This is a genomic window from Streptomyces sp. WMMC940, from assembly GCF_027460265.1.
Classification (GTDB): Bacteria; Actinomycetota; Actinomycetes; order Streptomycetales; family Streptomycetaceae; genus Streptomyces.
This window is the reverse complement of the sequence record NZ_JAPZBC010000001.1, coordinates 7,617,249-7,630,919: the sequence shown is the minus strand read 5'-3', so window position 1 is coordinate 7,630,919 and position 13,671 is coordinate 7,617,249. Positions and strand designations below refer to the sequence as shown.

The window sequence follows — 13,671 nt, the reverse complement described above, 5'->3', positions numbered from 1 at the left end:
GCTTGCGGTTGAAGCGGGTCATGTCCGGGGTTATCACCATGCCGACCATGAAGCCGCCGGCGACGAGGGTGGTCCCGGCAGCCAGACTCAGGACCTCGCCGGGTGGGCCCTCAGTGACGAGTGCGCCGATGTCATGCCGTGACAGTTCGGAGACGATCGACCACCCAGCCAGCGCGAGGAAGGCGGGAACGGTCAGGTAGGCGGTCCAGGCCATCGAATGGAAGCCGAAGATCACCACTGCCGTGACCACGAGGCCGAAGAGGAGCGACAGCGCCCACACCGGCAGCCCCGGTATGAACTGGTGCAGCCCCTGAGCGGATACGGCACTCTGCACACCGAACCAGCCAATCAGGCTCAGCGCGATGACCAAGCCGATGAGGCTCGAGCCATACCGGCCGAAGCCCGTCCATCGAGCGAGCACCGATGTGCTCAGCCCCTCCTTCTGCCCGATCAGGCCGGTGCAGATCGCCACCACCTCGAGAATCACCGAGCCCAGCGTGATGGCCAGCAGGGCATGCCAGAACGTCATGCCGAATCCGAGCGCCGCACCGAGCAGGAACTGCGACAGAGCGGAGATCTGACCGAACCGCTGGACCGCGACGGTCCACCAGGAGTAGCGGGCACTTTCAGGGACACGTTCGAGCACATAGTCGTCCCCGGCCTGTCTTTGTTCCATGGAACACCTCTGTTCAAATCAGGATGAACTGGACCACTGCGGTTGTCTCCGACGCTAGGTCTTGAACGGGTGACTGTCAGTGGGCAGACTGTCCATCAATCCCAATTCAGGTGGGCAAAGTGCCCTCTCTGGTGAGGTGGCAAGCCATGAGCTGGAGTCTTGACACGGTCGATCTGCGGCCGCTGGCCATCGGTGCTGCGGTACTGGGCTCAGGCGGCGCCGGAGACCCCACCCTCTTCGAACTACTGGCCAGGGAAGTGCTCGCCACGCACGGGCCGGTCACCGTCTACGAACACGCCGACCTGCCGGACGAAGGCATACTGATCAGCACCGGCCTGGTCGGGTCCGTCACCGCATTCAGCGAGAAACCGAGCAACGGCTACGAGTGCACCCACGCGTTCACCCGCCTACGCGACGCACTCGCCCCGTCTCCTCCCGTGTACGTCTGCGGCTACGAAACTGCCGGCGTGAACGCCTTCCTCCCCCTGATCGTCGCCGCGCAGACGCAAACCCCCTTGGTCGACGTCGACTGCATGGGGCGAGGGCTGTCCTGGCTGGACCAGACCACCTATGACGCGGTCGGCATCCCGATCGCGCCGTTCACCCTCACCGACTCCCTCGGTCACACCATCCTCGCCGAGGCCATCACGGGACACGAAGCCGAGCGGTACATCCGCACCCTCACGGTGACCATGGGTGGCTGGTCGGCATTCGCCGGCTACCCGGTCGACGCCACTGCAGCAGGAACCGCGGGCGTCCACGGGGCTCTCGCCCGCGCGATGCGGCTCGGCCGCTCCCTGGACGCCGAGCCGAGCCGCCACCTCGGATCCGGACGTGTCAGCGAGGTGACGTGGCAACCCGGAGTCGAAGCCGCGCACGGCAGCATCGTCGTATGGCTGGGGCCACCCGACGACCGCCCACTGCGCATCGAAACCCGCAACGAGTTCCTCATGGTCCTCGACCGCGGCCAGATCGTCGCCACAGCACCGGACATCATCTGCCTCCTCGATCAGCGCACCAGGACGCCGCTGCTCACGGAGACGGTCACCACCGGCTACCAGGTCGACGTGCTCGTCTACCCCGCCCCCAGCCGATGGAACGAGCCGGCATTCTCCCCTCTCGCCTCACCCGCGGCATTCGGATACAGCTGGGCAGAGACGTGAACGGCCACCCCACAGTCCATCAGCTCATGGCCAGCCCAGTGCTCGACGGAGCCTCCCTGATCGGCGGCGCAGGCGGCCTTGAACAAACCGTGGCCGACGTACATGTCTGTGCCCCGACCGAACCGGACCTGGCACAATTCAGTGCTCATGCGGCCCTGATCCTCGATACCCCAAGCGGGTACCAACTCGAGACCATACTGCCCCGGGCCCGCGCATCCCAGGCGAGCGTGCTGATCGTGCGAACCGGACCGGCAGCGGTCCTCAGCTCGACCAGGTGGCTGGCCGATCGACTGGCGCTGCCTCTCATCGCCATGCCCGAAGCCACGCCTCTAGGCCTCGCGCAACGCCTGCACGCCCTGGTACACGGCGCCGAAACACACCGCGGACTCACCTGCGCTCGGCTCGCCGCTCAACTCAGTCGACGCCCCGCCAGCCCAGCAAGCACCGTGCGCGCCCTGAACACACTTCTACCCGCCCACTGCGCAATCCTGAGCTCCGAGGGAACCCCCCTGGCCGGCGACCCTCCGACCCGACAGCTCGATGACACCCTGCGCACAGCAGTTCCCGCGACGATCCGAGACGAAGCCGGTGTGCTCATCGCACTCCCGGCCGGCGCAACAGCCAGGCGCGGAGCACCACTCTGGCTGATCGCCGAAACCGCCGGGATGACCGACACCGAACTCCACACCATCAAAGCTGCCCTGGATATCGCCGCATGGGCCGTCACAGCCTGGTCGACAACCAACCAACTCGAAGCCGCACACAACGCCGCCTTCCAGGCCTCGGTGCTCACCGAGCTACTGACCGCTGGCGATCAGGTCACTCCCCAAACCGTCGAGCAGGCCCTGGAGGCAGGCTGGACCCTGGACGGCTGGCACATCGGCGTACGCATCCGCCCCACCGACACAACCGCTCGGCGGAGCCAAGCCACTACCACCCGTCTCCACCACGCACTGAAAGCCCACCAGCTCCCCGCTCCCCTGGTAGAACTCGGCGGCAGTTGGGCCGCGTGGCTAAGCGAACCGGACGAGCCCACCCCCAACCGATTCTCCGCCGTCATCGCCGCAGTCCGCCGCTCACTCACCTCCATGCCCGGCACCGCGCTGGTGGCAGGAATCGGCAGGGCACAACCAGGACCCACGGGACTGGCCAAGTCACTCACCGAAGCCTGGGAACTCGCCCAGATCGCCGGCTTCTCCCCCGGCCGGCACCGAATCGAGCACGCCGGCACGACCGACCCCCGGCGCCTCATCCTAGCCGTCGTGTCGGGCAACGAAACCGTACGCCGGAGCCACCTCCTACTCGGCGCGCTTCTGGCACCTGCCAACAAGACGCTCCTGGACACCCTGGAGACGTATCTGACCCTGGAGTCCTCAGCCTCCGCCACCGCCAAGAGCCTCCACGTCCACCGCAACACCGTACTCAAACGACTCGACCGGATCGAGAAACTACTCGACATGCGACTGGAAGACCCGGCCATCCGATTCGCCCTGCGCATCGCCTGCAGTGCCGCCCGCTGAGCTCGTTCATACGTGGTGGTGTCCCTCTTCGCGGTGCAGCCGATCAAACACTCGCAATACGCCGGGCATCGCCACATCGACGCAGCTTGAGGCCGCCCTTGACACTGACTGGTCGGTCAGCCGCCCGCGACGCGGGAGCCGCGCAGCACGAGGGGTGCCCGACGCCCGGCATGCCGCAGCGCCTCGAACAAGGTCACCTACACCACAACACGACACACAACCATCCATCGAGTCGCACAGGACCGACGAAGCGGGCAAGGGCGTACGCGTCCACCCGCAGCACTTCAGGTACCCCCTACGGAGAGCCGGTGCCCACGTGATGAGGGAATAGTGGGCATGACAGATTTCATCCGGGACGGACGGCTCTTCAGAGTCACCGGCTTCAACCCCTCGCATCGTCAGCTCTTTCTGACCAGTGAGGCCCTACTCATGGACCGGACCACGACGAGGATCGAGGTCTACATCGGGCATGTGGAACTGATGTTCCTCAAGCCCCTCTACCCGCACGGGCTCCACATCCGGCGGGCGACCGCCGCGGAATTCGCTGTGCTCCACGAACGGCACGGCATCCCGGCGCAGGACGCCACCTACACCTGGATGCTGGAGCGGGACGGCGACAGCTTCGTCGTCGGAGGCCACCCGTCCTGGCGGGAGGCCGAGTACGAGCTAATGGCCGACCGGACCTCGTTGTACGACGCGAGCAAGCCCTGGCCGCCGGAATTCCCGGTAGAATCGGGGCACGTCAGCTGAGCACCCGTCGGCCGCAACCGCCGAGGGCAGTGCCGCGCTATGGCGCGCCGCCACCCCTGCCCGGGACCTTCCGACATCCGCGTGACTCATCCCGTACAGCGCCGCCGGCCCCCTCCCAGCACCTCGAGCCAGCGATCCTCCGACCTGGGAATGGCGGACGACAACCTCCCCGACATCGAAGGTCGAGGAGGCCGCCGTCGAGTGCGGAGAGGCGGACTGTCAGGTGCGCTCGCCGACGACCGGCAATTGTCGACGCCTTCGACTCCGAGACGGCCGCCGAGACCCGCGGCGAACAGTGAGCCCTTTCCAACTTGCGGCAACAGCGAGCCAGTTGGGGTGACAACGTGGTGAAGCCCCTGGTAGATGGGTTTTCGACCAAGAGAACCGTCTCCACCAGAGGCTTCGCATGCTTGTCTACCCTTCGGGCGTCGACGTGTCCAGCTCTGCCCTGCGCTTCCTGTCCGCCCGTCTGCGGCAGCACCGTCGCGCGATCGGCTCCCGCTGGAGGCGTCTGAACCCCGGCCGCCAGGCCTGCTCGCACTCGCCCACCTGCGGATGGGAAACACGTATGCCCAGCTCGCGGCCGGATTCGGTATCGGAACCACGACCGCCTACCGGTATGCCACCGAGGCTGTCGAACTCCTGGCAGGCCTCGCGCCCACCCTGGCCGACGCGATCCGGGTCGCGTCGACGAAGGCGTTCGTAATCCTCGACGGCACACTCCTGCCGACCGACCGCATCGCCGCGGACCGGCCCTTCTACTCCGGGAAACACAAGAAACACGGGATGAACCTGCAGGTCCTCACGGATCCCTTCGGCCGGCTGCTGTGGGCCTCGCCGGCACTGCCCGGCGCCGTCCACGATGTCCGCGCGGCCCGCGAGCACGGCATCGTCGACGCCCTTGCCGCAGCCGACATCAAGTGCTGGGCGGACAAGGCATATCGGGGCGCCGGCGGGACCGTTCGAACCCCCTACTGGGGCCGCTGGGAAACCCCTTCCACCGGCCAGCAGGCCGTCAACCGGTCCCACGCGAAGATTCGCGCACTCGTCGAGCAGGCCATGGCCACCCTCAAATCCTGGCGGCTCCTCCGCAGGCTCCGGTGCTCGACCACCCGCGTCACCAGCCTCGTCCAGGCCGTCCTCGCCCTGCATCTGGCCAGCTCAGAGTGAGGATGGAAAAGGCTCACTGTCGTCGAGCGGTCAACTCGATTCACGATGCTGGTTCACCTGCCGCGCGAGGAAGGCTACCGGCACAAGCAATCGGTCAAGAATGGTCCTGCGCTGGCCGGTTATGGGGCGATCACGATGAAGACCGCCCTCGCCAATACGATGTCGACGCTGCCCGAACAGCTGGCACGGTCGCTGACCTGGGATCGCGGCAAGGAGATGTCGGCCCATGCGCAATTCAGAGTCGAGACAGGCATTCCCGTCTTCTTCGCCGATCCGCATAGTCCGTGGCAGCGTGGCACGAACGAGGACACCAACGGGCTCTTGCGCCAGTACTTCCCGAAAGGCACCGATCTCTCGAGATGGTCCGCCGAGGAAGTCGAGGCCGTCGCTCACACTCTCAACAGCAGACCCCGCAAGACGCTCGGTTGGAAGACACCCGCCGAGGCGTTCAACGAGCAGCTACAGTTGCCTCAACAAGCTGGTGTTGCAACGACCGGTTGAATACGGTCAATTCAGGTCACGGAAGTTCGTCCGGGCGCTCGACCGCCACCGGATGGACGGATCGATAGGGAGGGTCGGAGCAGCCGGCGACAACGCGGCCATGGAGTCCTTCTTCAGCCTGCTGCAGAAGAACGTCCTCGACCGCAGAAAGTGGGCCACCTGCGAGGAACTACGGATCGCCATCGTGACCTGGATCGAGCGGACCTACCACCGCCGTCGCCGGCAAGCCGCACTCGGCCGACTGACCCCCGTCGAATTCCAGACCGTCATGACCACACCGGCCCTCCAGGCCGCGTGACTCAACCTGTCACCCGAACCAGCATCAGACCCGTCAACCGGCCCCGCTGCCCGACAAGGAGCGAACGGCAAGCGTCACCGCGGCGCCGAGAAGAACGCACTCCCGCCGCCCGGCCTCCGCCAGCAACACGGACCGCACCCGCCACTCCTCGGGTAGGCACTCAACCGCGACGAGGCCATCGAACCCGAGCGCGCCCGGAATCCGGGTCGTGGATCTGCCGGCCCACCCTGACTTCGTCGAACGTTTCCGGGCGCGCGTCGTCTCCACGACGCTGGCGCTGGCGTGGGTCGCCGCCGGCAAGCGCGCCGCGTATGTCACCGATGGTGGCGACCTTTCCGGAAGCGTGCATTTCGCGGCGGGGATCGCCTTGTGTCGGGCCGCCGGTTGCGTTGTCTCCGGGATCGACGGTGCCCCGATCGGCGAGGGAGGCCGTGGGCTGGTGGTCGCCGCCGGCGAGGAGACCCACGGACTGCTGATGTCGATGCTGCGCGGCCGCGGTTAGCGCCGTGACCGCCCGGGTCTCGCCGGACCGGGTCGGGCGGGGCCGGGGTGCGACGACCGCGTCGCCGGATCGGTCGACCGGATCCGCGCGTTCGGAGGGCGGCCCCCGCCGATCCCCTCCTCCCTCTCGCGTCACGACTCCGTCGGTTCCGGTCGGAACCCTCCCGCTCACGGGGCAGGGACTCGAAGCCCACGGACATCTCCTCGACTCCCCGTACTCCTCCGACGGACGGACCGGACCTTCCGTCGAGAGGGTGTCCGCGCGCGGGGCTCACCGGGTCGGCTCGGCGGCACGCGCACCCGCCGCGATGTGCGCCGGCGGCGTCTCGCCGGAGGTCGTCAGCCTCTCCCGGAACGACGTGACGGACAGCCCCGAGCGCCCACATCGCATACAACCATTCTCTGACATGCCGTCATGAAGCTGCTCACGCGGAGTGTTGTCATCTGAATGAAACATTTAGCTACCTAGCGGTAACCAGTTGCCCTGTGCCACCTTTTCCGACGCCACCGGCCGGTGTTCACTCCCCATCCCCCACCCACACCGCGCTCCCGCACGGGACGAGGTGTGGCCGAACGCTGGAGACAGCTCCATGAAGTGCTCCGCTCGCACCGTGGCCCTCGGCGCCGTGGCCGCCGTCGTCACTCCCCTGCTCGCGGCGTCGCCCGCACAGGCCGAGACCCGCAACCCGGTCGTGTTCGTCCACGGCCTGAGCAGCTCGGCCGGCACCTGGAACACCTGGGTCGGCAAGTTCAAGGCCGACGGCTACGACTCCTCGGAGCTGTTCACCTGGTCCTACGACTGGAAGCAGTCGAACAAGACCACGGCGTCCCAACTCGCCGCCAAGGTCGCCCAGGTACGCGCGGCGACCGGCGCGGAGAGAGTCGACATCGTCACCCATTCCATGGGCGCCCTGAGCGCCCGCTGGTACGTCAAGTTCAACGGCGGCACCTCGTACGTCGACGACTTCGTCTCGGTGGCCGGCGTCAACCACGGCACGGACCTGAGCGCCTTCTGCGCCTTCTACACCTCGTGCTGGGAGATGGTCGCCGGCAGCAGCTTTCTCGGCACCCTGAACTCCGGGGACGAGACGCCCGGCAGCGTCGGCTACCTGGCGCTGTACTCGACGTGCGACGCCCTGGTCAACCCGGACTCGTCGGCGAAGCTGAACGGTGCGACGAACGTGTCCGTCGGCTGCATCAGCCACAACGACATGAACGACCATGCCGGCAACTACACCAAGGTGCGGGACTTCATCGCCTGAACCGGGGCGCCGTAGGGACCACCCGCCACGTCCGCCGAGACGCGCGGGCATCCCTCTCCGGGGCCAGGTCCGGGTGGCCTGAGTCCGGGGCGGCCTGAGAAGTGGCTCCGGGCCGCGCAGAACACGCGCGGCCCGGAACCGCTGCCGGTCCTCCGCCTCGGCTCCGGGCGCCACACCGTCCCCGCGGAATCCGCGACCGACCGTTCGTCGGCCGGTCTGCCGACGCAAGCCATCGGCGAGGTGATACGCCGGGCCGGGCAGTCCGCAGAGAGCCGGGACTCGCGCGGAAAGGCGCACGGCAGTTCCCGGAGCCCGTGCGGAGCGCCGCGCCCCAGCGCGGGAGGGCAGATGGGCTCGGTGGCCGCCACGGCTCTCCGCAGAGCACCCTCAGAGATCCACCGGCGGCCCTCAGCCGTCTTGGCTTCGTGGGCGAGTTGCGAGAACGCCCGTCGCCCAGATGTCAGTCGCCCGGTCTCGACCAGCTCGGTCGCGAGGATGTACGTGACTCGGAAGCCGGCCGTCGCCTCCGCGGTGCCGAGGGCGATGAACCGGTCGAGGCCACCGACGCGAAGAAGCCGACAACCACGATCGACAGCGGAGCCCGGTCTGACAACGTGGGCGGCCCGGCCGGGAGGAGCCTGGGACATGGTCAGCTACCGCCGTTGAGCCAGTCGCCCGGGATCAGGTCACGGACGCGGGCGAGATCTTCCGCTGTCCGGCCGCGGGCCAGGATGGCCACGCCGTCATCGTCGCGCAGCAGGACATCACGGCCCAGGAACCACCGGGTCTCCTCGCCGGTCGGGTAGTCGGGGAACGGAAGTCGGACGAAGTGCGTCTCCAGCAGTTCCAGGCTGTCGCCATCGAGGTCGAGGAAGTCGCAGAGCTCTTCGTCAGCCTGCAGGGCCTCCGACAAGACGATCTCGACGAAGCAGAGGGAAAGGCGCTCCAGCCAGCCCTCCCACCGCTCGGCGCTCTTGTCGGCAAGGTCGGGCCGGATGACCACCGGAGGATCGTCATCCTGGAGGTTGTCGAGGAGGACGCCCCAGGATGCGGCTCCCTGGTTTTCGTGACGGAAGACCAGCGCCTCCTTGGCGTCGTCGACATACAGCTCCGCAGGACCGAGCAGTACATCGTGGTTGCTGGTGAGATCCTGCCTGCGCCCGAACAGCAGATACGCCTCGCGCAGCGCCGTCGGCAGCCGGAGACCGAGTCCTTCCTCGGCAGCGCCGAGATCGCTTTCCGTCCATCCGTCATTGCCTCCCAGGGCGGCGCCGGCCCAGTGGGCGGCGAAACCCCGGATGAAGGTCCAGGCACCACAGCGACCGCCGACGCCTCTGGCGAGCGACGCGGCAAGGTCGAAATCCGCTGTCATGTCAGGACGATATCCATCCCGCTCATCAACCCTCCCGGTCCCCCCACACGCCTACCGGATGTTCCCGGAATCCGGCTACATCGCGGACCTGCCTGATCGACATCTGCCGCACCGGACTCGGCATCACTCGTATCTCATCTCACACCGGCGAAGCCAGACGTCTCGGCCTCGGAAGAGCATCTCGGAGTGACCGGCCGTCGGCACGCTCCGCGCCACGCCGGGACGGCCGAGGGTCCGATGCGGTGGGTGACCGCAGAGGGCGCCGATCCGTGCGCGCACAACCGGGTGGTCCACCTCCTGAACGCCGTGGCGCCGATGGAGATGCGGAGTACGGCTGCCCGGGCCGAGGAGAGTGCGGGTCGGTCACGACCGCGAGTCCGGCCACCTGCGCCGCCTCCGGCTGGCTGCCGCCTCGTTCGGGCCCTCCCCGGGCGTCATCCCGGGAAGAACGCGGCGGACGTTCCCGGGCGCGCGCCCTGGGAACGTGCGGGTGTGGCCGGAGCAGGGCCATCCGGGTGCAGCCCGGGGTGCCGGTGGCTTCCTCCCCGCCCGCTCACCGCTATGACTGGGGCCCTCGCTCGCCTTCACACCGATCGGCACGCCCCTGAGCGGCAGCTGGGCGCCGCGGGCGAGCTGCGCGTCGACGCCGGCGGCACGGTCGAGGGCCTCCTCCGTCCAGACCTCGGTGAACGCGTTAAGGTCGTCGTCGCGTTCACCGATGGCGCCCAGCGCGGCCGTGACGACCTCCACGGCCGTGAACTCGCCGCGCCGCACACGGCGGGCGATGTCCAGGGCGGACAGTGCCGCGTAGTCGGTCGGGTCGATCACCGTCGTCCTCCTCCGGCTTCGGTGCGAGTGCCCGCCGCTCCGTCCGCTGTCGCTCTCCTCCGGGCGTGCGCCGGGCCGGATCCGGCCACCGGACCCGGCCCTGCCTTCTTCCGTAAGACGGCCCGGACAGCCCGGACGGCTCAGACGGCTCAGACGGCTCAGACGGCTCAGACAGTGATGACGATCTTGCCTCGCGTGTGTCCGCCTTCCAACTGGCCAATGGTCTCGGGGACGTCAGCCAGCACACGGGTGGCGCCGATCACCGGCGTCACCCTGCCCGACTCGACGAGCTCCGTCAGGAACTCCAGATCGGCCCGCTCGGGTCGCACCGTGAAGGCCACCATCCGCTGGCTCACGAACGGTGACATCGCGAGTGCCCCGGCGATCCGGCCGACGGCTCCCACCCAGCGGCCCTCGGCATCTCCGTTGATGACGACGAGGGTGCCCTTCGGGGTGAGGACCCGGCGGCAGGCCCGCGGTGTCTGCGTCCCGGCCAGGTACAGCACCAGGTCGTAGCGCCGGCCGTGCGTGGTGAAGTCCTCGTGCGTGTAGTCGATGACGTGGTCGGCGCCGATGGACCGGACCAGGTCGGTGTTCCGCGTGCTGCACACACCGGTGACGTCGGCGCCCAGAGCCTTGGCGATCTGCACGGCGAAGGTACCGACGCCTCCCGACGCACCGGCGATCAGGACCCGTTGCCCCGGCTCGATCCGTCCCCGGTCGCGCAGCGCCTGCAGGGCGGTCTGCGCGGCGAGCGGGACAGCCGCCGCCTGCTCGAAGGTGAGGTTCCGCGGCTTGCGGGCCAGTTGCCGCTCGGGTACGGACGCGTACTCGGCGAAGGCGCCCAGGCCGCTGCCGAACGGTGACCCGTACACCTCGTCGCCCGGCCGCACGGTGGTCACACGGGCGCCCACGGCCACGACCCGCCCGGCGAGATCGCAGCCCGGGACCGGGTTCGACGGCCGGCGCAGGCCCAACTGGAGCCGCGCGACATAGGGCTCGCCCCTCACCAGGTGCCAGTCGGCGGGGTTGGCGGACGCAGCGTGCACCCGCACCAGCACCCCGTCGTCATCGGCCACCGGCCGCTCGACCTCCTCGAGCCGCAGGACGTCGCCGGGTGCGCCGTAGGCACGTTGGACGAACGCTCGCATCGGCCTTCCGGGTGCTCCGGGGCGCACGGGCTTCATGGCACTGTCCATTCCTTCGGGTTGCGCGCCGAGGGGCTCAGCGGGTGGGCAGGGTGGCTTCCCGGTCCTGGCGCGCTTCTTCGCCGGCGTCGCCGGCGGTGCCGCCGTCGATGTCGAGGGACGGCAGGAGGCGGTCGAGCCACGCCGGGAGCCACCAGCAGGCATCGCCCAGCAGCTTCATCGTGGCGGGGACGAGCACCATGCGCACGACCGTCGCGTCGACGGCGATGGCGGTCGCCAGACCGAGTCCCAGCATCTTGGTGGTCGGATCCTCACCGAGGACGAACCCGAGGAACACCGACACCATGATGAGCGCGGCCGAGGTGATCACCCGGGCGGTTCCGGCCAGCCCGCGCACCACGGAGCCGTCGTTGTCGCCGGTCGCGAGATAGTGCTCGCGCACCCGGGACAGCAGGAACACCTCGTAGTCCATCGACAGCCCGAACACGATGGCGAACATGAACATCGGGATGAACGACACGATCGGCACGGAGGACTCGAGACCGATCAGTGAGGCCCCCCACCCCCACTGGAACACCATCACGAGCACGCCGTACGCCGCGCCGATGCTCAGCAGGTTCAGCACGGCGGCCTTGAGCGGCACCAGGACCGAGCGGAACACCACCGCCAGCAGCAGCAGCGACAGCACGACCACCGCGGTGACGAAGAGCAGCAGCCGGTCCTTCACCCGGTCACCCAGGTCGGCGAAGGCGGCCGTCTGCCCGCCGACATGGGCGCGGGCCCGGCTGCCCTCGAGCACCGCGGGGAAGACCTCGGAGCGCAGCCGCTCGACCGTCTCCCGCGTCGCGTCGTCCTGGGGAGCGGTGTTGGCCACGGCCAGGAGCACGGCCACGCCCGCGCCGGTGTCGATCCGCGGTGGTGCCACCGAGGCGATCCCCGGGTCCCCGGTGACGGCGTCGTGGAGCGGCTCGACCACCGAGGCGTCGCCGGCGAGGTCGACCGCGATGGCGAGCGGGCCGTTGGCGCCCGGCCCGAAGCCCTCGGCGACCAGGTCGTACGCCTGCCGCTCGGTCCGGGAGGCGGGCAGCGTGCCCTCGTCGGGGAAGCCCAGGCGCAGCGCGAGCACGGGCGCGGCTAGCGCGAGCAGCAGCACCGTCGTGCCGACGGCGTAGGCGGCGGCGTGGCGGGAGACGTGCGCGCCCCAGCGCTGCCAGCGGCGCCGGGTGCTCAGGGCGCGGCCGTCGCGCGGGGCGCGGCGCCGGGGCAGGCCGAACCGGTCGATCGAGTGCCCGGCGAGTCCGAGGAAGGCGGGCAGCAGGGTGATCGAGGCCGCCACCATGATGAGCACCACGGCGGCGATGGCGATACCGGCGGCGGCGATGAAGGGAATGCCGGCGACGGCGAGCCCCATGATCGAGACGACCACCGTGCCGCCCGCGAAGACGACGGCCTGGCCGGCGGTCGCGACGGCGCGCCCGGCCGACTCCTCGACGCCCATCCCGGCGGCCAGTTGCTCGCGATGGCGGGTGACCAGGAAGAGCGCGTAGTCGATGCCCGCCCCGAGTCCGACCATGGAGGCGACCACCGGCGCCCAGCTCGGTATCTCCACCAGGTAGGTGACGAGCGGCATGGCGCTCACGCCTAGGGCCAGGCCGACGAGCGCCATGCCGATCGGCAGGCCCATGGCGATCAGCGACCCGAAGGCGACGAGCAGGATGACGACGGCGGCCAGCAGCCCGATCACCTCACCGGTGCCGGTCTCCGGTTCCTCGAAGGAGACGAACAGATCGCCGCCCGCCTCCACCCGCAGCACGGTGTCGTCCGCATGCGCGGCGACGACCTCCTTCAGGTCCTCCAGATCTCCGGCGTCGAGCTTCTGTAGCACCGGATACCGCAGGGTCACCAGCGCCACGCGCCCGTCGGGCGAGACGGTGCCCCCGGCCACGGCCGCTCTCCCCCCGTCGCGCAGACCGCCGGCCGGGTCGGAAGCCGCCAGCACCGCCGGCAGTTCGGAGAGCTCGGCCTGGACGTCGGCGAGTGCCCGGCGGGCGGCAGGGCTGTCGAAGAACGTCACGCCGGCGTCCCGCGGTGTGGCCGCGACGCGGGCGGTCAGTCCGGCATCGCCCGAACCCGCGGCGGACAGCAGCTCGACCGCGCGCTGCGAGTCGAGCCCGGGGGCGTCGAAGGTGTCCTCGAGGTCGCGGCCGACCGCCGCCGAGGCGGTGATGACGACGACGGCGGCCAGGACCCAGGCGCCGATCGCGCGCCAGGGGTGCCGGGCGGCGAACCGGCCGAGCCGGAACAGCAGGGACGACACGTCACTTCTCCTCGGTGAATGGGTGTACCCGGCGCCGGTGTGCACGCCTGGCTTCGCCATGGTGTGGGTCGGCCCTGTCCGTGCACCTCGGCCCAGGGGCCGGGAACCGGCGCCGAAAGCACGAAGCCGGCACCGTACTTTCGGCCGATCCGGGCGGTGCGCGGG

9 protein-coding genes and 4 pseudogenes are annotated in these 13,671 nt (G+C 69.2%); 8 read left to right on the top strand and 5 right to left on the bottom strand.

All coding sequences use genetic code 11. From position 1 onward, the window contains the following. Window positions 1-676: purine-cytosine permease family protein (locus O7595_RS33435; protein ID WP_269732314.1), on the bottom strand; the 676-nt coding region annotated here is incomplete at its 3' end. Between the two features lie 146 nt (window positions 677-822). Here O7595_RS33435 and O7595_RS33430 point away from each other — a divergent pair. The 8 genes and pseudogenes from O7595_RS33430 (at window position 823) to O7595_RS33395 (ending at window position 7,841) form a co-directional block, all read left to right on the top strand. Next, on the top strand, window positions 823-1,839 hold the full coding sequence (locus O7595_RS33430) for a DUF917 domain-containing protein (protein ID WP_269726690.1): 1,017 nt from the start codon (window positions 823-825) through the stop codon (window positions 1,837-1,839). Between the two features lie 26 nt (window positions 1,840-1,865). Continuing rightward, window positions 1,866-3,359, top strand: coding sequence for a helix-turn-helix domain-containing protein (locus O7595_RS33425; protein WP_269726691.1), 1,494 nt, complete (start codon window positions 1,866-1,868; stop codon window positions 3,357-3,359). A gap of 336 nt (window positions 3,360-3,695) precedes the next feature. Beyond that, a complete protein-coding gene (locus tag O7595_RS33420) occupies window positions 3,696-4,109 on the top strand; it encodes a hypothetical protein (protein ID WP_269726692.1) in 414 nt (137 codons plus the stop codon). 406 nt (window positions 4,110-4,515) lie between these two features. Then, a pseudogene (locus O7595_RS33415) lies at window positions 4,516-5,279 on the top strand (transposase family protein). 15 nt (window positions 5,280-5,294) lie between these two features. Beyond that, window positions 5,295-5,780 (top strand): annotated as a pseudogene (locus tag O7595_RS33410) (IS30 family transposase); the annotation flags it as partial. Window positions 5,781-5,787: 7 nt separating this feature from the next. After that, window positions 5,788-6,078: pseudogene (locus O7595_RS33405) on the top strand (integrase core domain-containing protein); the annotation flags it as partial. 175 nt (window positions 6,079-6,253) lie between these two features. Continuing rightward, window positions 6,254-6,580 (top strand): annotated as a pseudogene (locus O7595_RS33400) (inositol monophosphatase family protein); the annotation flags it as partial. Window positions 6,581-7,169: 589 nt separating this feature from the next. Then, window positions 7,170-7,841 carry an esterase/lipase family protein gene (locus O7595_RS33395; RefSeq protein ID WP_269732313.1) on the top strand — a complete coding sequence of 224 codons (672 nt, stop codon included), beginning with the start codon at window positions 7,170-7,172 and terminating at the stop codon, window positions 7,839-7,841. A 649-nt stretch (window positions 7,842-8,490) separates the two neighbouring features. Here the strand turns inward: O7595_RS33395 and O7595_RS33390 are convergent. The 4 genes from O7595_RS33390 to O7595_RS33375 all read right to left on the bottom strand — a co-directional run bounded on the left by O7595_RS33390 (window position 8,491) and on the right by O7595_RS33375 (window position 13,506). Further along, window positions 8,491-9,213, bottom strand: coding sequence for an SMI1/KNR4 family protein (locus O7595_RS33390; protein WP_269732312.1), 723 nt, complete (start codon window positions 9,211-9,213; stop codon window positions 8,491-8,493). A gap of 363 nt (window positions 9,214-9,576) precedes the next feature. Then, window positions 9,577-10,041, bottom strand: a complete 465-nt coding sequence (locus tag O7595_RS33385; protein ID WP_269732311.1) for an amidase family protein — start codon at window positions 10,039-10,041, stop codon at window positions 9,577-9,579. Between the two features lie 167 nt (window positions 10,042-10,208). Continuing rightward, window positions 10,209-11,228: an NAD(P)-dependent alcohol dehydrogenase gene (locus O7595_RS33380; RefSeq protein ID WP_269732310.1), complete on the bottom strand. Its 1,020-nt coding sequence runs from the start codon at window positions 11,226-11,228 to the stop codon at window positions 10,209-10,211. Window positions 11,229-11,265: 37 nt separating this feature from the next. Next, window positions 11,266-13,506: an MMPL family transporter gene (locus O7595_RS33375; RefSeq protein WP_269732309.1), complete on the bottom strand. Its 2,241-nt coding sequence runs from the start codon at window positions 13,504-13,506 to the stop codon at window positions 11,266-11,268. Between the last annotated feature and the right edge of the window lie 165 nt (window positions 13,507-13,671).

What these genes read in the sequence shown, in the direction of transcription:
- O7595_RS33430 (WP_269726690.1), top strand. Translation starts at nt 823, where the DNA reads ATGAGCTGGAGTCTTGACACGGTCGATCTGCGGCCGCTGGCCATCGGT.
- O7595_RS33425 (WP_269726691.1), top strand. Translation starts at nt 1,866, where the DNA reads ATGGCCAGCCCAGTGCTCGACGGAGCCTCCCTGATCGGCGGCGCAGGC.
- O7595_RS33420 (WP_269726692.1), top strand. Translation starts at nt 3,696, where the DNA reads ATGACAGATTTCATCCGGGACGGACGGCTCTTCAGAGTCACCGGCTTC.
- O7595_RS33395 (WP_269732313.1), top strand. Translation starts at nt 7,170, where the DNA reads ATGAAGTGCTCCGCTCGCACCGTGGCCCTCGGCGCCGTGGCCGCCGTC.
- O7595_RS33390 (WP_269732312.1), bottom strand. Translation starts at nt 9,213, where the DNA reads ATGACAGCGGATTTCGACCTTGCCGCGTCGCTCGCCAGAGGCGTCGGC.
- O7595_RS33380 (WP_269732310.1), bottom strand. Translation starts at nt 11,228, where the DNA reads ATGAAGCCCGTGCGCCCCGGAGCACCCGGAAGGCCGATGCGAGCGTTC.